Below are 18,479 nucleotides of genomic sequence, written 5' to 3' on the forward strand. Positions count from 1 at the left end.
CATCCTGTCCGCGGTAAGGAGGACCAAAACGTTACAAATCGAGCGCTGCGGGCCCCTCTTCGACCAGAACCTTGAACTGCGCCGCATCGAGGATGCGGAGGCCCAGCTCTTCCGCCTTCGCGAGTTTCGAGCCCGCACCGGGGCCCGCCGCCACGAAGTCGGTCCTCTTGGAGACGCTGGACGCCGACTTACCGCCCGCGGCGATGATCGCCTCCTGTGCGCCTTCCCTCGTGTACCCCTCCAGCGATCCCGTCGCGACCACCGTGAGCCCGGCGAGCACTCCCCCGGCCTCGTCCGCTTTGCCGGGACCAGGGTGCCCCGGAGTCGCGAACTGGACGCCATCCGCCGCCCACCGCTCAACGATCTCGCGGTGCCAGTCGATGTCGAACCAGGCGAGGACAGCGTCTGCGATGATGCCGCCGACACCATCCACCGCGGCCAACTCGTCGCGAGAGGCGGAGCGGATGGCATCCAGCGAACCGAAGTGGTTGGCGAGGGCGCGTGCAGCAACCGGGCCGACGTGGCGGATGTTCAAGGCGACGAGGATGCGCCACAAGGGCTTCTCGCGCGCCACCCCCAAGTTGGTGAGCAGCTCGATCGCGTTCTTCGATGGGACGTACAGCTCGTCGCCGTCGAAGTCCGCGGCGGGGTCGAACGGGCCGTCCTTCTTCTGGCGCCGACGGCGGAACGGAGTGTCTACCTTCTCTTCGCCGGCGTCGGTCAGTTTGGGCAGTCCGGTCTCGGAATCCCGCACCACGACCTCGATCGGGAACAGGTCGGCCAGCTGCAGTCCGAAGAGTCCGGCCTCGGTCGGCAGCGGCGGCGCCTCGGGGAACCGCGGCTGGGTGAGCGCCGCAGCGGCGACTTCACCAAGAGCCTCGATGTCGAGTGCCCCGCGGGAACCGATGTGCTCCACGCGCCCGCGCACCTGCGCCGGGCAGAACTCCGCGTTCGGGCAGCGGAGGTCGATGTCGCCCTCCTTGGCGGGGGCCAGCCGGGTGCCGCACTCGGGGCAGTTCTCGGGCATCACGAACTCGCGCTCGGTGCCGTCGCGCAGCTCGACCACAGGCCCCAGCACCTCGGGGATCACATCCCCGGCTTTCCGCAGGACCACGGTGTCGCCGATGAGCACGCCCTTCGCCTTCACGACCTCCTGGTTGTGCAGGGTCGCCTGGCGCACCTCGGAACCGGCGACGCGCACCTTCTCCATGACGGCGAACGGCGTCGCGCGCCCGGTGCGGCCGACGCTGACGACGATGTCGAGCAGCTTCGTGTTCACCTGCTCGGGCGGGTACTTGTAGGCGATGGCCCAGCGGGGCGCGCGGCTCGTCGCCCCCAGTTCGTCGTGCAGGGCGAGCTCATCCACCTTGATGACGATGCCGTCGATCTCATGCTCGACCGCGCCGCGGTGGGCGCCGTAGTACTCGATGAACTCGTCGACCTTCTTGACGTCGTCGACGACGCGGTAGTGGGTGGAGGTCGGCAGGCCCCACTCTTTCAGCAGGTCATAGACCTTCGACTGCGCATCCACGGGCGGGTTGTGCCAGGCGCCGATGCCGTGCACGAGCATGTGGAGGCGGCGGAGCCGGTTGCGCATCAGCTCCAGCTGCGCCGGGTTCTTGCCCTCGGCCTTCTGCCGAAGCGAGCCGCTCGCGGCGTTGCGGGCGTTGGCGAAGACGCGCTCGCCCGCATCCTGCTGGTGAGCGTTGAGCTCCTCGAACTCGGTGACCGGGAAGAACACTTCGCCGCGCACCTCGACGAGCGCCGGCGGCTGATCGGTGGCGAGCCGGGTCGGGATGGCGGGGATCCAGCGGATGTTCTCCGTCACGTCCTCCCCCACGACGCCGTCGCCGCGGGTCGCAGCGGAGACCAGTACGCCCTTCTCGTAGCGCAGGTTGATCGCGAGACCGTCGATCTTGAGCTCGCACAGGTAGTCGACCCGCCGGCCCGCGTCGCGCTCGACACGGGTGGCCCACGCCTCGAACTCCTCGATCGAGAACACGTTGTCGAGGCTGAGCATCCGCTCGGCGTGCTCCACCGGCGCGAAAAGGGTCGTCTGCGCTCGCCCGCCGACGGTCTGCGTCGGGCTGTCCTGCGACTGGAGTTCCGGGTAGAGCCGCTCGAGCTCCTCCAGCCGCCGCATCATGCGGTCGTACTCCTCGTCGCTGACGAGCACGGTATCGCGCTCGTAGTACGCGTCGCGCAGCTCCAGGATGCGCGTGGTCAGCTGCTGCGCCTCACTCCGCGCATCAGCGAGCTGGTCGTCGGTCGTCGTCTCGATCGCCACGCACCCAGCTTATTCGCGACCCCTGACGTCCGAGTTGCGACGGCTAAGACTGGCGGGCCGGCCTGCGTACGAGAACCGTCGCCGCGCCCGCGACGAGGAGACCGAGTCCCACAAGCAGCGGGGTCGTGGAGTCGCTTCCCGTGTCTGCCAGCCCTCGGCGCGCGGCGACCGGCGAGGTGGCGGCAGGCGTCGGCGATGCCGGGCCAGCGGGGGTGCTGGCCGCTGGAACCGTGACGCTCGCGATGTTCGAGGGCACGCTCGCGCCGACAGCGGTGAGGGCGGACACGCGGTACGCGTAAGTGTGACCGGCGGCGACGGTGGCGTCGGCGTAAGTCACGGCGGTGGTTGCGGTGTCGCCGACCAGCGTGGCGAACGGCGACCCGTCGGTACTGCGCTCGATCCGGTACCCGGTGATCGCTTCTCCCCCATCGAAAGCCGGGGCGGCCCACGTCAGCGCGGCCGTGGCGCTGGCGTACGTCGCGGTCAGCCCGATCGGTGCGTCTGCTGCCACCGCTGCGACGACGAGGGTGTAGGTCTGGTCCGCGGTTGCAGGGATGCCGCTGACGCTGCTGCTGGCGGTGATCGTGAAGGTGTACGTCCCGGTGGCGGTGGGGGTGCCCGTCAGTGTCGTACCGCTCAGCGTCACGCCGGGCGGGAGGCTCCCGGCGGTGACAGAGAGCGTAGGCGTGGGAGTGCCCGTCACGGCGATGGGGGTCGAATAGGCCGCGTCGATGGTGCCGCCCGGCACTGTCACGGTCGTTATGGCCGGGAAGGTGTCGATGGCGATGACCGACACCGTGTCCGAAGCCGTGTTCGCCACGTAAGCGAACGCACCGTCAGGCGAGATGCGGATGGTGCGCGGCGTGCTCCCCACCGCCAGGGTGGAGACGATCGCGTTGGTGGCCGTGTCGAACACGGAGACGGTGTTCGCGAGGGCGTTGGTCACGTACAGGCGGGTGCCGTCCGGCGTGAGTGCCAACCCGTAGGCGCCGTCGCCGGCACCGGCGTCGAGCGTCGCCGTGATCGTGTTCGTCGCCGTGTCGATCACCCGGACGGTGTCGGCGTTGGTGCTGGCGGCGTACAGGGTGTGACCATCGGAGGAGATGGCGAATCCGGTCACCGCGTTCGCGAAGACGCCCATCGGGATGGTGGCGATCACGGCGTTCGTGACTGTGTCCACCACCGAGATGTCATGACTGGCCGGGGCGACGTGCGCGAGATAGAGCCGCGAGCCGTCGGGAGACGCGATGATCGACCGGGGGCCGATCGCAGCACTGATCGTCGCCACCACCGTGTTGGTCGCCGTATCGATCACAGAGGTGGTGGAGGTGATTGCCCCGTTCACGTTCGTGACGTATACCCGCGACCCGTTCGGGGACACCGCGACGCCGAACGGTGCAGAGCCGACGGGCACAGAGGTCAGAACAGTAAGAGTTGCCGTATCGACCACGGCGAGTGTGTTGGTGCTCGAGGATGCCACGTAGAGCCGTGACCCGTCGGGAGAGACAGCCAACCCGAGAGCACTCGCTACCGGCACGCTGCCGACGACGGTGTTCGTTGCCGTGTCGACCATCGAGACCAGCCCAGCAGAGTCGGAGACGTAAAGCCGGCTGCCGTCCGGCGAAAGTACCGTCGCGGATGAGGCTGAAGCTGTCGAACCGACCGGCACGGTGGCGACCACCGTGTCCGCTGTCGCCATCGCCGGCGCGGCGAACGCCAGAGCCACGCCCACCACCACAGCCACCGACCCGAGGCGTAGACGCCTGTGCATAGCGGTAGCCCCGACACTTCGTGAGCGCATCGCTCGTCCTCCCCGGGGAGAGGACGAGCGTCCTCTCCCGTCTCAACCACTCGACGGAAAGCGGACCGTCGAGTCCGTGAGACCAACCGGACGGCGCTTACTCGAATACTGGCAGTCGCACGGAGGAATCGCCAGCGCTCACGCGGTGCGCACCCTCACCGGCACCGACCGCCGGCTGAGCACCGCCGCCACGAAGAAGCACGCGGCGCCGAGCAGCGTGCCGAGATTGGCCCAGAACAGGCTGACCAGGTCGCCGCTGGCCGGAAGCGTGTACGCGCCGATCGCCGATACGCCGAACAGGACCGAGCCGACCAGGTTCAGCCACGCGCCGTGCCAGGTACGCGCACGCGGATCCCAGAGCCGCTCCCGGTCGACGGTCGCCCGCACGGCGAGCCCGCTCGCCACGAGGAAGCAGACCGAGCCGAGGGCGTCCGGGCGCCAGCCGTCCCCGACCGGCGCGTCGGTATCGGCTGCAGAGATCAACGCCACCGTGGTGCTGACGTTGAAGAGAAGGGTTCCGGCGAACTGCACGGCGGCCGCCCACCAGTCGTAGAGCTCGGCGCGATCCGCGCCGCGACGAGGCGGGTGCCGACCGCTGAGCGCCAGTTGGATGAAGGCGGCAGCCGTGAAGAACAGCGCGCCGACGAAGAACGTCAGGTTCGTGATGACGTCCCCGACCGCACGCTGGAAGAAGGGCACAGCACCCACGACGAAGAACAGCGAGCCGATCGCGAACCCCCAGGCCTCGCGCCGGAGGCGGATCGCTCGCTCTGCGGTCATGCCCGGAGCATAGAGCTTCCGGCGCTTTGCCGCACCGGCGGACTCAGGCCGGGATGTCAGGTCGGGGAAGCACTCAGGCCGGAACGGCGGAGACGGTCCGGTCGATCGTGGTCTGCCCGAGCACGCGGGTTCCGACGTACACGACCGCGGTCTGTCCCGGCGCGACGCCGTTGAGCGGCACGTCGGGACGCACGACCAGCTCACCGCCGGTCACCGACGCCACCGCGGGCACGGGGTCGGCGTGGGCGCGGATCTGCACCTCGCACGCGAAGGGCGTCGCCGGATCCTCCGGCGGCAGGCCCGCCCAGGTGAACCGCGAGCCCGCGATCTCGGCGATGTCGAGCGCCTCCCGAGGGCCGACGACGACCGTGTTCTCCTTCGGTCGCACTTCCAGGACGAACCGCGGGCGGCCGTCCGGCGAGGGATAGCCGACGTTGAGCCCCTTGCGCTGTCCGACGGTGTACGCGTGCGCGCCCTCGTGCGTGCCGAGACGGTTGCCGTCACGGTCGACGATGTCGCCCGTCGCGGTTCCCACTCGCTCGGCGAGCCAGCCGCGGGTGTCGCCGTCCGGGATGAAGCAGATGTCGTGAGAGTCCGGCTTGTTTGCGACGCTCAGCCCGCGAGCGGCGGCCTCCGCGCGCACCTCCGCCTTCGACGGGGTCGCGCCGAGCGGGAACATGGCGTGGGCCAGCTGTTCGGTCGTCAGTACGCCGAGGACGTACGACTGGTCCTTGGCCCACGCACTGGCCCGGTGCAACTCACGGTTGCCCTCAGCGTCCGTGACGATGGCCGCATAGTGACCCGTACAGACGGCGTCGAAGCCGAGGTCGAGCGCCTTCTCCAGCAGGGCGGCGAACTTGATCCGCTCGTTGCAGCGCATGCACGGGTTGGGGGTGCGCCCGGCGCTGTACTCGGCGATGAAGTCGTCCACCACATCCAGCTTGAAGCGTTCCGAGAAGTCCCACACGTAGTAGGGGATGCCGATGATGTTCGCCGCGCGCTGCGCATCCATCGAGTCCTCGATCGTGCAGCAGCCGCGGCTGCCCGTCCGGAGCGTCCCGGGCATGCGCGAGAGCGCCAGATGCACACCCACCACGTCGTGCCCCGCTTCGACGGCGCGCGCCGCCGCCACGGCGGAATCGACACCGCCACTCATCGCCGCAAGTACTTTCACCCGGCGATTCTACCCGCGCCGGCCCACGCGGCCGCCCCGATCCCGCTCAGCCGAGCCGGGGCGCCCGCTCCGCGAGGCCCGCCCGCTCCGCCTGCGCGTACGCCGCGGGCAGCGCCGCGAGCAGCGCATCCACGTCGGACTCGGTGGAGGTGCGGCCGAGCGTGAACCGTAGAGCGCCCCGCGCATCCTGCTCGCCGCGTCCCATCGCCAGCAGCACGTGCGACGGCTCCGGGATGCCGGCCTGGCAGGCCGATCCCGTCGAGACCGACACGCCCGCCATGTCGAGCAGGAACAGCAAGGAGTCGCCCTGCGCTCCCGGGAAGGTGAAGTGCGCGTTCGACGCGACACGCTCCCCCGACTCCGGCTCCGGCCCGCTCAGCACCGCCGCGGGGACAGCCTCGCGGACACCCCGGATCAGCCGGTCCCGCAGCGCGGAGAGCCGCGCGGACTCCGCCTCGCGCTCCGCCTCCGCCAGCCGCGCGGCGGTCGCGAACGAGACGGCCGCCGCCACGTCCTGTGTCCCGCTCCGCACCTGCCGCTGCTGCCCACCGCCGTGGATGAGCGGCACCACGGTGGAGGCACGACTCAGCACGAGCGCGCCGATGCCGACCGGTCCGCCGATCTTGTGCGCGGAGACGCTGAGCGCATCCACCCCGAGCCCAGCGAAATCGATCGGCAGATGCCCGTACGCCGCAACGGCATCCACATGCACCGGGACCCCGACGGCGTGCGCCGCCTCGGCGAGCGCCCGCACCGGCTGGATGGTCCCGACCTCGTTGTTCACCGCGAGGAAGGTGAGCAGCGCCACGTCTTCGCCCGCGAGCGCGTCCGGCACGCCGATGCGTCCCTCGGCGTCGAGCGGCAGCCACGACGCCTTGGCCCCTTCCGCCCGCTCCAGCCACTCGACCGTGTCCATCGTGGCGTGGTGCTCTCCGCCCGGGACCAGGATGCGCGGTCGGCGCGCTCCGGCGTTCCGTGCCCAGAACATCCCCTTGATGGCCAGATTGATGGCCTCGGTCCCGCCCGACGTGAAGACGACCTCGATGGGGTCGGCGCCCAGCGTGGCGGCCACCGTCTCGCGGGCCTCCTCCAGCATCCGCCGGGCCTGCTGCCCCTGGCTGTGGATGCTGGAGGGGTTGCCGACGACGCCCATGGCCTCGGTGTAGGCGGCGATCGCCTCCGGGCGCATCGGCGTGGTGGCGGCGTGGTCGAGGTAGACCGGCACGGTGCCCTCCGAGCTGTGTCCAGGCGTGTGTCACTACTCTAGATCGCATGACCTCGACCGATCCCCTGCGCAACCTGGGTGTACGCATCGGGCCGCAGGCGGGCGAGCTGAGGGTCTCCTCCGCGAATGCGGACGCCATGGAGCTGTGCCTGTTCGACGAGCACGACCCCAACTGGCTGGTGAAGACCGTGCCGATGACGCGGGATGCGAACGGTGTCTGGGTGGGCCGCTCGCGGTCCCTCAGCGTCGGCACCCGCTACTCGGTGCGTGCCTCCGGCCCGACTGCTCCCGGCAACATGTTCGACCCGGAGGCGCTGCTGCTCGACCCATACGCACGGGGCCTGGTGCGCGTGGCCAGCGACGGCTGGCGCTCGGTCGTCGTCTCCGACGGCTTCGACTGGGGCGAGGCGGCCAAGCCGAACACCCCGCTCGATCACACCGTGATCTACGAGGCGCACGTCCGGGGCATCAGCCACCAGAATCCCGCTGTGCCGGAGGAGTTGCGCGGCAGCTATGCCGGGCTCGCCCACGAGTCGACGATCGGGTACCTGAAAGACTTGGGCGTCACCGCCGTCGAACTGCTCCCGGTGCAGGCATTCGTCTCCGAGCAGCGTCTGCTGCAGGAGGGGCTCACCAACTACTGGGGCTACAACACCCTCAACTTCTTCAGCCCGCACACGCCGTACGCCTCCCGCGCGGCGCAGGCGGCCGGGCCGCAGGCGGTGCTGGCGGAGTTCAAGGGCATGGTCAAGCTGCTCCACCTGGCCGGCATCGAGGTCATCCTCGACGTGGTCTACAACCACACCGCCGAGGAGGGCATCGGTGGCCCGCGCAGCAGCTTCCGCGGGATCGACAACGCCACCTACTACCGCCACGACGAGACCGGCGCGTACATCGACGTGACGGGATGCGGCAACACCGTCGACTTCGGCAACCCCGTCCCGCAACGCCTCGTGCTCGACTCGCTGCGCTACTGGGCCAACGAGATGCAGATCGACGGGTTCCGGTTCGACCTGGCCGCGACCCTGGGCCGTGGGGCGGATGCCTCGTTCCACCGTGACCACCCCCTCCTGCTGGCCGCTCAGGCCGATCCGGCTCTGCAGGGCGTCAAGCTGATCGCCGAGCCGTGGGATGTGGGCCTCGGCGGCTGGCAGACGGGCAACTTCCCCGGGCCGGTGGACGGGCACGGCGGCTGGTCGGAGTGGAACGACCGCTACCGCGACCGCGTCCGCAACTTCTGGCTGGCCGACATCGCCGACGCCCGCCGCAACGGGCAAGCACCGGTCGGCATCGGCGGCTTCGCCACCCGGCTCGCCGGATCCTCCAACACCTTCTCCCCCGAGCGCGGTCCGCTCGCCTCCGTGAACTTCGTCACCGCCCACGACGGCTTCACCATGGCCGACCTCACCGCCTACGACGTCAAGCACAACCTCGGCAACGGCGAGAACAACCGCGACGGCACGGACAACAACCGGTCCTTCAACCACGGTGTCGAGGGGCCGACAGTGGATGAGGCCGTGCTGATGACGCGCGCCAAGGCCATCCGGAACCTGATGGGCACACTGCTGCTCTCGGCCGGCGTCCCGATGATCACCGCCGGTGACGAGTACGGCCGCAGCCAGCGCGGCAACAACAACGCCTACTGCCACGACAGCGAGCTCACCTGGCTCAACTGGCTGCGCTCGCGCGAGCAGCGGGAGCTCTACGACACGACCAAGCGCCTCCTCCAGCTGCGACGGGAGAACCCGGCCCTCCGCCCCAGCAGGTACGCCGTCGACGGCCAGACCACGCCGAACGCCAGCCACATGGACTGGTACGACGCCACCGGCCAGCGGATGGACGACGAGGACTGGAACTCGCCCGAGAACCGGACGCTGCAGTACCTGGCGGCCTCGACTCCCGACAAGGAGGAGTTCAACCGCATCCTGCTGGTCGTGCACGGCGTCGAGGACGATGTGGAGGTGTCCCTCCCCGTCGCGCCCGGCGTCACCTCGTACCAGCTGCTGTGGGACTCGGCGACCGAGGTGCCCATCCCGGAGGATGCGACGGAGTTCGCCCCGGGCACCCAGCGGCTCATCGGCGGCACGTCGATGCAGCTGTACCGAGCGAACGGGCCTCGCGTGGAGCAGGCGGCGCCGACAGAAGCGGGGCAGGAGACGCACGGCTGATGGCGAACAGGAAAGCCGCTGCGGGCACCCCCGCGACGGTCGCTCTGACGACCGCCGGCATCCCGTTCACGACGCACCCCTACGAGCACGACCCGTCGGCGCCGTCGTACGGCCTGGAGGCGGCGGAAGCCCTCGGCGTCGAACCCGACCGCGTCCTCAAGACGCTGCTCGCCGACACCGACCTCGGGCTGGTCGTGGGTGTCGTCCCGGTGACGGGGATGCTCGACCTCAAGGCGCTCGCCGCGGCCGTCGGCGCCAAACGCGCGACGATGGCCGACCCCGCCGTCGCGGAGCGTCGCACCGGTTACGTGGTCGGCGGGATCAGCCCGATCGGCCAGAAGACGCGGCACGTCACCGTGGTCGATGAGACCGCGCAACTGTTCGACACCGTCTTCGTCTCCGGGGGCAAGCGCGGCTTCGACATCGAACTCTCCCCCGCCGATCTCCTCACCGCCACGGGCGCGACCTTCGCCCCCATCGCCAAATGACTGTGCCGCGGGGGTGGAACGCACCGGATCACGGCCGCGACGACGGCGTGTCGCGACGCGTGGATGAGGTGAGTCCGATCACGGTGAGGCGCGCGACAGCCGCTGACGCGCACGGCATCGCGGCGGTTCACGTCGCAGCTTGGCGCGAGGCCTACGCCGGGCGGATGCCCGCAGCCTTCCTGGCGTCACTCGACGTGGAGCGGCGCGCCGCCGGCTGGAGGCACATCGTCGAACAAGGCGAGACGGACGTGTTCGTGGCGGAGGGCGGCGGCGAGATCGTCGGCTGGGCGACAGCCGGCTCCGGGCGCGACGACGACGCACCACGAGACCGCGAGCTGGAGGGCCTCTACGTCCTCGCACGCGTCTACGGTTCGGGCGCCGGGCAGCGACTGTTGGACTGCGCGATCGGCTCGGCTCCCGCGTACCTGTGGGTCATGGACGGCAACGGGCGCGCCGAGGCGTTCTACCGTCGCAACGGCTTCACCCGCGACGGCGCGACCACGACGCATCCCGCCGGCGACGCCACCATCCTCGCCGTCCGCATGATTCGCTAACCCCCATCCCCACCCACCCCGCCCAGCCAACAGTTCCTCAGTTTCTCCGGGCGACACGCCGGTGGCGGGCCGAAAAACTCAGGAGCTGTTGGCTTCGGGCGGAAGGGGTCGGGGTCAGGAGGCGGTGGTGACCAGACCCAGCTCCGCGGGGGTGAGCAGGAGGTCGTTGATCGGGACCACGCGGACGGTGTAGCCGAACGAGCCCGCCCAGGCGAGACGGACCGTGCCGACGAACTCGTGCGCGACCGACGCGTCGTGGCCGCCCGGGACGCCCGAGTCGACGGTGAGCGCCTGACGGTGCACGTCGGTGAGCTCGTCGCCCTCGGGGCTGCGGCCGTACACGACCTGCACCTCCACATCCTGCGGCGAGAGCCCGTTCAGCTGGACCAGTGCCCGCACGTGCAGCTCGTCGCCGACCTGCGGGACGTCGTCCACCCCGCCGGCGTCGACGTGCGTCACCGCGACGCCAGGCCAGGCGGCTTTCACGCGCTGCTTCCATGTGGCGAGGCCACGAGCGGCGGCGTAGTCGTCCGCGCTCAGCCGGTTCTCGGAGGCGGCCGCCGGCAGGTACAGGCGCTCGACGTACTCCCGGACCATGCGCTCGGCCGACAGCGGGGAGGACAGCGTGGCGAGCGTGTGCCGGATGCGCTCGACCCAGGCTCCGGGCACGTTGTCGCCGTCGCGGTCGTAGAAGCGCGGGGCGATCTGGTGCTCGATCAGGTCGTACATCGCCTCGGCTTCGAGGGCGTCGCGTTCGGCGCCGTCACCGGCGGCGTCGGCGGACGGGATCGCCCAGCCGTTCTCGCCGTCATAGAACTCGTTCCACCATCCGTCGAGGATGGACAGGTTGAGGCCGCCGTTCAGGGCCGCCTTCATGCCGGAGGTGCCGCACGCCTCCAGCGGCCGCAGCGGGTTGTTCAGCCACACGTCGGTGCCCGGGTACAGCAGCTGCGCCATCCCGATGTCGTAGTCGGGCAGGAACACCATCCGTCGCCGGATGTCGGCCTCCGAAGCGAACTGCACGAGCTTCTGGATGAGCCGCTTGCCCTCGTCGTCGGCGGGATGCGACTTGCCCGCGATGACGAACTGCACCGGGCGCTCCGCGTGCAGCAGGATGCGGCGCAGACGGTCGGGGTCGTGCAGCATCAGCGTCAGTCGCTTGTAGGTCGGCACGCGCCGGGCGAAGCCGATGGTGAGGACGCCCGGGTCGAGCAGGTCGTCCATCCAGGGCGGCGCGATCCCTCCCGGGTTCTGTTCCTCCCATGCGGCCGCTAGGCGCCGGCGGGCGTCGTGCACGAGCTGCTCGCGCATCCGGTTGCGGACGTCCCACAGGTCCGCGTCGCCGACCGCTGAGGAGTTTCCCCAGTCGGCGTGCGTGGTGTCGTCGGTGCCGAACCGCTCCAGGGCGAGGGCGCGCAGCATGGGATCGGTCCAGGTCGGCGCGTGGACGCCGTTCGTGACGGAGTCGATCGGCACCTCCTGCGGGTCGAATCCCGGGTAGAGGCCGTTGAACATGTGCCGGGAGACGTCGCCGTGCAACTGCGAGACGCCGTTCGCGTGCTGCCCGAGCCGGAGGCCCATGACCGCCATGTTGAAGACGTCCGGCGAGCCGCCCGGGTAGTCCTCTGCGCCGAGCGGCAGCACCTGGTCGGCGGTGACACCGGGAAGGAGCGACGTGGAGAAGTAGCGCTGGACCAGCGGCCGATCGAACCGGTCGATACCGGCGGGCACCGGGGTATGCGTGGTGAAGACGGTTCCTGCACGCACCACCTGCAGCGCCTCGTCGAAGCTGAGCCCCTCGCCGATCAGGTCGGAGATGCGCTCGAGGCCGAGGAAGCCGGCGTGCCCCTCGTTGGTGTGGAACACCTCCGCCTCCGGGGCTCCGGTCAGCTCGATCCACGCCTTGACCGCGCGGACGCCGCCGATGCCGAGCAGCAGCTCCTGCAGCAGGCGGTGCTCGCCGCCGCCGCCGTAGAGGCGGTCGGTGACGGAGCGCAGGCGCTCCTCGTTGTTCGGGATGTCGGTGTCGAGCAGGAGCAGCGTCACACGGCCCACAGCGGCCTGCCAGACCCGGGCGTGCAGTACGCCGTCCGGGAGCGCCAGCGAGATCTGCAGCGGCGACCCGTCGGGATCGCGGAGCACGCTCAGCGGCAGCCCGTCCGGGTCGAGGACGGGGTAGCTCTCCAGCTGCCAGCCGTCGGGCGTGATCGCCTGCGAGAAGTAGCCGGAGCGGTAGAAGAGGCCGGCGGCGACGAGCGGGACGCCCAGGTCGCTCGCCGCTTTGAGGTGGTCCCCGGCGAGGATGCCGAGACCGCCGGAGTACTGCGGGAGGGTCGCCGCGATGCCGAACTCGGGCGAGAAGTACGCGATCGTGCGCGGCGCCTCCCCGTCGAGGGACTGGTACCAGCGGGGCTCGCTGAGGTACGCACGCAGGTCGTCGCGGATGTGGTTCGCCCACTCGACGTAGCCCTGGTCGGCGGCGAGTTCCGCCAGCCGCGCGGGCTCGACGGCGCCCAACAGGGCGATCGGATCGTGTTTCACCTGCTGCCACAATTCTGGCGAGATACGGGCGAAGAGCTCCTTGGTGGGCTCATGCCAGGACCAGCGGAGGTTGCCGGCGATCTCCTCCAATGCGGCGAGGTTGTCGGGGAGGACTGCTCGGACGGTGAATCTACGGATGGCCTTCACTCGGTCCACACTAAACGAGCCCCGTGACGAGCAGGTTAATGAGTGTACGGTCGGGACGTGGTGAAGAACGCAGCGACCAGGTCAGCAGCCGCCGCGACAGAGGCGGCCACGGTGAAGCCTCCCGCCCGGAGCGGCTCCGCCGGAGGAACGAAGAGCAATACGGCGCCCGTAACGGCGCCTGCCCAGACGGGACCAGCACAGACGGGACCGTACGAGCCTCTGCTCGGGCGCATCCCGATTCTCGAGCTCTCCCCCCAAGTGGATGAGGGGCTCTGGGCCGCGACCGCGTTCAGCGGCGAGGTCATCCCGTTCCGCGCGACGGCGTTCCGGGAAGGGCACGACAAGATCGGCGTCGACCTCATCCTGCTCGACCCTGCCGGTGTGCAGACCGAGCACCACATGCGCCCGCTCACTCCCGGCACCGACCGGTGGGAGGTGGAGGTGCAGCTCGAGCAGACCGGCCTCTGGCGTTACCGGGTCCAGGCCTACGCCGACGAGTATGCGACCTGGCGGCACAACGCCGAGGTGAAGGTCCCCGCCGGAATCGACGTCGACCTGATGCTGGAGATGGGCCGCGAACTGCTTCTCCGGGCCTCGAAGGACAAGCGTCGCAGTACGGCCGAGCGCCGGCACCTCTCCGAGGCGGCGAAGGTCGTGGCGGACACCAAGAGGCCAGTGGATGAGCGGTTCGCCGCCTCGATCGACGAGCGCATCCAGCAGGTCCTCACCGAGCGGCCCGTGGTCAGCCTCCCGACACTCTCTGCGACGCGCGCCATCCAGGTGGAGCGGACGCGCGCCGGGGTCGGCAGCTGGTACGAGTTCTTCCCCCGGTCCGAGGGCGCGAAGAAACTCGCGGACGGCTCCTGGCAGTCCGGCACCTTCCGCACGGCCGCCAAGCGGCTGCCGGAGGTCGCCGCGATGGGCTTCGACGTCGTCTACCTGCCGCCGATCCACCCGATCGGCCGTACCTTCCGCAAGGGGCCGAACAACACCCTGGACGCCGGCGAGAACGACCCGGGGTCGCCATGGGCGATCGGCGGTCCGGAGGGCGGGCACGACGCCATCCACCCGGACCTCGGCACCGAGAAGGACTTCACCTTCTTCCTCGGCAAGGCCAAGCAGGCGGGCCTCGAGGTCGCCCTCGACCTGGCACTGCAGGCATCCCCGGATCACCCCTGGGTAACGGAGCACCCGGAGTGGTTCACGACCCTTCCCGACGGCACCATCGCGTACGCGGAGAACCCGCCGAAGAAGTACCAGGACATCTACCCCATCAACTTCGACAACGACTACGAGGGGCTGCGGCAGGAGGTGCTGCGGATCGTCCGGCACTGGATGTCGCTGGGCGTCCGCATCTTCCGCGTCGACAATCCGCACACGAAGCCGTTGCACTTCTGGGAGTGGCTCATCCACACGGTCAACGAGACCGACCCGGATGTGGTGTTCCTCGCAGAGGCGTTCACCCGCCCTGCGCTCCTGCGAACGCTCGCGAAGGCGGGCTTCCAGCAGTCGTACACGTACTTCACCTGGCGCAACACGAAGGAGGAGCTGGAAGAGTTCCTCGACTCCCTCGCGCACGAGACCGCCGACTACCTGCGGCCCAATCTGTTCGTGAACACGCCCGACATCCTCACCGAGTACCTCCAGTTCGGCGGGCCGGCGGCGTTCAAGATCCGCGCCGCCATCGCAGCGACGGCGGCTCCGACCTGGGGCGTGTACTCCGGGTACGAGCTGTTCGAGAACGTCGCCCGCGCGGGCGCCGAGGAGTACATCGACAACGAGAAGTACGAGTTCCGGCCGCGGGACTACGCCAAAGCGCAGTCGCAGGGGCACTCGCTCGCCGGCTACCTGACGATGCTCAACCGGGCGCGCAGCGAGCACCCGGCGCTGCGCCAGCTGCGGAACCTGACGCTCCACAGCAGCGACGACGACAGCATCCTCGTGTACTCGAAGTACCTCGACGGGCGTTTCACCCGCACGGGCAAGTCGGACGCGGTCATCGTGGTGGCGAACGTCGACCCGCACTCGGTGCGTGAGACCACCGTCCACCTGGATGTGGCCGCGCTCGGCATCCCGTACGGCTCGCAGTTCGAGGTGAAGGACCGTGTGACCGGGCAGCGCTGGACGTGGGGCTCGGACGACTACGTGCGCCTCGACGCGTTCACGGAGCCCGTGCACATCCTGTCCGTCCGCCCGCTCTGACCGCCGACCGACAAACCTGAGGAGTAGAACCATGTCCCCCATCCCCGAAGGTGCCGCCGCCGTCGATCTGCCCGCCGTGGATGACACGGTGCTCGCCACCATCGCCACCGGTAGCTACCACGACCCCCACTCCATCCTCGGCCAGCACCAGATCTCGGCCCCCGGCGTCGCCGACCCGGTGACCGTCATCCGTGCGCTGCGCCCGCTCGCCGAGGCCGTGTTCGCGGTCCTCTCCAACGGCGCGCACATCGAGCTGGGCCACATCGGGCACGGCGTCTGGCAGGGCGTCGACATCGTCGGTCCCGGCGCCTACCTGATCGAGGCGCGCTACCAGGACGGCAGCACCTGGACCAGCGACGACCCGTACCGCTTCCTCCCGACGATCGGCCAGCTCGACCTGCACCTGATCGCGGAAGGCCGCCACGAGACGCTGTGGACCGCGCTCGGTGCGCACGTCCGCGACCTCGGCGGCGTCGTCGGAACCGCCTTCACCGTCTGGGCGCCGCACGCGCGCGCCGTCCGGGTCGTCGGCGACTTCAACGGGTGGGACGGCACCTTGCACTCGATGCGCAACATGGGCGCATCCGGTGTCTGGGAGCTGTTCGTCCCGGGCCTGACCGAGGGCGAGATCTACAAGTACGACCTGCTCGCGCAGGACGGCCGCTGGGTCCGCAAGATCGACCCGCTCGCCCAGGCGGCCGAGATCCCGCCCGCGACGGCCTCACGCGTCACAGTGAGCCGTCATGAGTGGAACGACGGCGAATGGATGCGCAGCCGAGCCGAGCACGACCCGCACGCGGGCCCGATGAGCGTCTACGAGCTCCACTTCGCCTCCTGGCGCCCCGGGCTCGGCTACCGGGAGGCGGCCGACGAGCTGATCGACTACGTCGGTGCGCTCGGCTATACGCACGTCGAGTTCCTGCCGCTCGCCGAGCATCCCTTCGGCGGCTCCTGGGGCTACCAGGTGACCGGCTACTACGCCGCGACCAGCCGCTTCGGCTCCCCCGACGACCTCAAGTACCTCATCGACCGGCTGCACCAGGCGGGCATCGGCGTCATCCTCGACTGGGTGCCCGGACACTTCCCGAAGGACGACTGGGCCCTCGCCCGGTTCGACGGGCAGCCCCTTTACGAGCACGCCGACCCGCGCCGCGGCGAGCACAAGGACTGGGGCACCTACATCTTCGACTACGGCAATTCGCAGGTGCGCAACTTCCTCGTCGCGAACGCGCTGTTCTGGCTGGAGGAGTTCCACATCGACGGTCTCCGCGTCGACGCCGTCGCGTCCATGCTGTACCTCGACTACTCGCGCAAGGACGGCGAGTGGGAGCCCAACATCCACGGCGGCCGCGAGAACCTGGAGGCGATCGGCTTCCTCCAGGAGGTCACCGCGACCGCGTACAAGCGCAACCCCGGCACCGTGATGATCGCCGAGGAGTCGACGAGCTACACCGGCGTCACCGCGCCCACGTCGTCCGGCGGTCTCGGCTTCGGCCTGAAGTGGAACATGGGGTGGATGCACGACGCCCTGCAGTACATCCACGAGGACCCGATGTACCGCAGCTACCACCACAGCGAGATCACGTTCTCGTTCGTGTACGCCTGGAGCGAGAACTTCCTGCTGCCGATCAGCCACGACGAGGTCGTGCACGGCAAGGGCTCCCTGCTCACCAAGATGCCGGGCGACCACTGGCAGCAGCTGGCGAACGTCCGCGCCTTCCTCGCCTTCATGTGGTCGCATCCCGGCAAGCAGCTGCTGTTCATGGGGCAGGAGTTCGGGCAGCCGTCCGAGTGGAGCGAGGAGCGCGGGCTCGACTGGTGGATCCTCGACCAGCCGGCGCATCAGGGCCTCTGGAACCTGGTGGCCCAGTTGAACGCCGTCTACCGCGCCAACCCGCAGCTGTGGGCGCTGGACAACGAGCCGGCCGGATTCGAGTGGCTCGACGGGTCCGACGCGCAGGGCAACGTCCTCGCCTTCCTCCGCAAGGACCGGCAGGGCGACCCGATCGCGGTGCTGCTCAACTTCTCGGGGACGCCGCACAGCGACTACCGCGTCGGCCTGCCGTTCGCCGGCGAGTGGGAGGAGCTGCTGAACACGGACGCCGAAGCGTACGGCGGCTCTGGCGTCGGCAACCTGGGCGCTGTCACGGCTGTTGACGAGCCGTGGATGGGACGCCCGGCCTCCGCCGTGCTGACCCTGCCGCCGCTCGGTGCGCTCTGGCTCAAGCCGCGGCGCTGAGCCGCGGTCGCTGAGCCGCGCGCTGAGCTAGGCGCGCGCGCCGGACTCCAGCCAGGTGCCATAGCCGACGCCGTCCACGGCGTGCTCCGGCACCAGGTTGCGTCCGGCGCGCCACGTCGAGCCGAGAGCGCCTCCCAGGCGGATCGGCAGGATGAACCGGCGGCTCCCGCTGGCCCGCTTGTGCTGCTCGGCCAGCGATCGGGCCGACTCCACGCGAGGACCCCCGACGTGGATGACGCGGTCGGGCTCCCCGGATTCGTCCTCGACCACGTCGACGAGCACGCGGGCGACGTCGGACACCGCGATGGGCTGGAACCGCGTCCCGGTGGGCGACAGCAGCGCGCCGAGCGGCCGTCCGCGATCGAAGATGGCGGTGACGAAGTCGTGGAACTGCGTGGCGCGGACGATGCGCGTGTCGAGGGCGGGCTCCAGATAGGCCCGCTCCTGCGCGGCTTTTGCGCGGTAGTAGGCGTAGGCGGACTGGTCGGCGCCGACGATGGACAGTAGCACCGCACGGCGGACGCCGAAGCGCGCGGCCGTGTGCACGAGATTCTGCGCTCCGGTGGCGAAGACGTTCGCGGCCTGCTTGCCGACGCCGTTGCTCGTGTCGACGAGCACGTCGACACCGTCGAGGGCCTCCTCCAGACCGTCGCCGGTCACAATGTCCGCGGTGACGTACGTGGCACCGGTGACGTACTGGTCGGAATCGTCATCCGGGACGCGGCGGGCGGCCACGACGACGTCGTGCCCGCGCTCGACCGCCTCCGCTGTCACGGCGCGTCCGGCCAGGCCGGTGCCTCCGACGACGAGCACACGGGACATGTGCGATCACTCCCTCAGCATGAGGCTGCTCGACGATGAGGCGGGCGGCAG

Annotated in this window: 12 protein-coding genes; 5 read left to right on the plus strand and 7 right to left on the minus strand. The window is 69.9% G+C overall.

Annotation, left to right across the window (positions count from 1 at the left end; all coding sequences use genetic code 11):
- Positions 1-31: 31 nt before the first annotated feature.
- From ligA to AB4Z18_RS09740, 5 genes are all read right to left on the minus strand, one after another.
- Positions 32-2,287, minus strand: a complete 2,256-nt coding sequence (gene ligA, locus AB4Z18_RS09720) for an NAD-dependent DNA ligase LigA (RefSeq protein ID WP_441782476.1) — start codon at positions 2,285-2,287, stop codon at positions 32-34.
- A gap of 43 nt (positions 2,288-2,330) precedes the next feature.
- On the minus strand, positions 2,331-4,058 hold the full coding sequence (locus AB4Z18_RS09725; RefSeq protein ID WP_441782477.1) for a beta-propeller fold lactonase family protein: 1,728 nt from the start codon (positions 4,056-4,058) through the stop codon (positions 2,331-2,333).
- A gap of 168 nt (positions 4,059-4,226) precedes the next feature.
- Positions 4,227-4,868 (minus strand): hypothetical protein, encoded by a 642-nt coding sequence (locus AB4Z18_RS09730; RefSeq protein ID WP_441782478.1) that lies wholly within the window; start codon positions 4,866-4,868, stop codon positions 4,227-4,229.
- A gap of 73 nt (positions 4,869-4,941) precedes the next feature.
- A complete protein-coding gene (gene mnmA, locus AB4Z18_RS09735) occupies positions 4,942-6,042 on the minus strand; it encodes a tRNA 2-thiouridine(34) synthase MnmA (protein ID WP_441782479.1) in 1,101 nt (366 codons plus the stop codon).
- Between the two features lie 46 nt (positions 6,043-6,088).
- Positions 6,089-7,267 carry a cysteine desulfurase family protein gene (locus tag AB4Z18_RS09740; protein WP_441782480.1) on the minus strand — a complete coding sequence of 393 codons (1,179 nt, stop codon included), beginning with the start codon at positions 7,265-7,267 and terminating at the stop codon, positions 6,089-6,091.
- A gap of 47 nt (positions 7,268-7,314) precedes the next feature.
- On the opposite strand from AB4Z18_RS09740, the gene glgX reads away from it, so the two are divergent.
- From glgX to AB4Z18_RS09755, 3 genes are read left to right on the plus strand one after another with little or no spacing between them, the layout of a single operon-like run.
- The gene (gene glgX / locus AB4Z18_RS09745) at positions 7,315-9,435 is read left to right on the plus strand and encodes a glycogen debranching protein GlgX (protein WP_441782481.1); all 2,121 of its coding nucleotides are present in this window, start codon (positions 7,315-7,317) and stop codon (positions 9,433-9,435) included.
- Positions 9,435-9,923 carry a Cys-tRNA(Pro) deacylase gene (gene ybaK / locus AB4Z18_RS09750; protein WP_441782482.1) on the plus strand — a complete coding sequence of 163 codons (489 nt, stop codon included), beginning with the start codon at positions 9,435-9,437 and terminating at the stop codon, positions 9,921-9,923. Before glgX ends, ybaK begins: the two co-directional genes overlap by 1 nt.
- Positions 9,920-10,477 (plus strand): GNAT family N-acetyltransferase, encoded by a 558-nt coding sequence (locus AB4Z18_RS09755; protein ID WP_441782483.1) that lies wholly within the window; start codon positions 9,920-9,922, stop codon positions 10,475-10,477. Before ybaK ends, AB4Z18_RS09755 begins: the two co-directional genes overlap by 4 nt.
- A 114-nt stretch (positions 10,478-10,591) precedes the next feature.
- On the opposite strand, the gene glgP is transcribed toward AB4Z18_RS09755, so the two are convergent.
- Positions 10,592-13,165, minus strand: a complete 2,574-nt coding sequence (glgP, locus tag AB4Z18_RS09760; RefSeq protein ID WP_441782484.1) for an alpha-glucan family phosphorylase — start codon at positions 13,163-13,165, stop codon at positions 10,592-10,594.
- 219 nt (positions 13,166-13,384) lie between these two features.
- On the opposite strand from glgP, the gene AB4Z18_RS09765 reads away from it, so the two are divergent.
- Together AB4Z18_RS09765 and glgB are read left to right on the plus strand one after the other, a co-directional pair.
- Entirely contained in the window at positions 13,385-15,367 is a 1,983-nt protein-coding gene (locus tag AB4Z18_RS09765; protein WP_441783003.1) for an alpha-1,4-glucan--maltose-1-phosphate maltosyltransferase, read from the plus strand.
- A 31-nt stretch (positions 15,368-15,398) separates the two neighbouring features.
- The gene (gene glgB, locus AB4Z18_RS09770) at positions 15,399-17,606 is read left to right on the plus strand and encodes a 1,4-alpha-glucan branching protein GlgB (RefSeq protein WP_441782485.1); all 2,208 of its coding nucleotides are present in this window, start codon (positions 15,399-15,401) and stop codon (positions 17,604-17,606) included.
- Between the two features lie 27 nt (positions 17,607-17,633).
- On the opposite strand, the gene AB4Z18_RS09775 is transcribed toward glgB, so the two are convergent.
- On the minus strand, positions 17,634-18,428 hold the full coding sequence (locus AB4Z18_RS09775; RefSeq protein WP_441782486.1) for an SDR family oxidoreductase: 795 nt from the start codon (positions 18,426-18,428) through the stop codon (positions 17,634-17,636).
- Positions 18,429-18,479: the final 51 nt, after the last annotated feature.

It is taken from the genome of Leifsonia sp. 2TAF2, assembly GCF_052115085.1.
Lineage (GTDB): Bacteria > Actinomycetota > Actinomycetes > Actinomycetales > Microbacteriaceae > Leifsonia.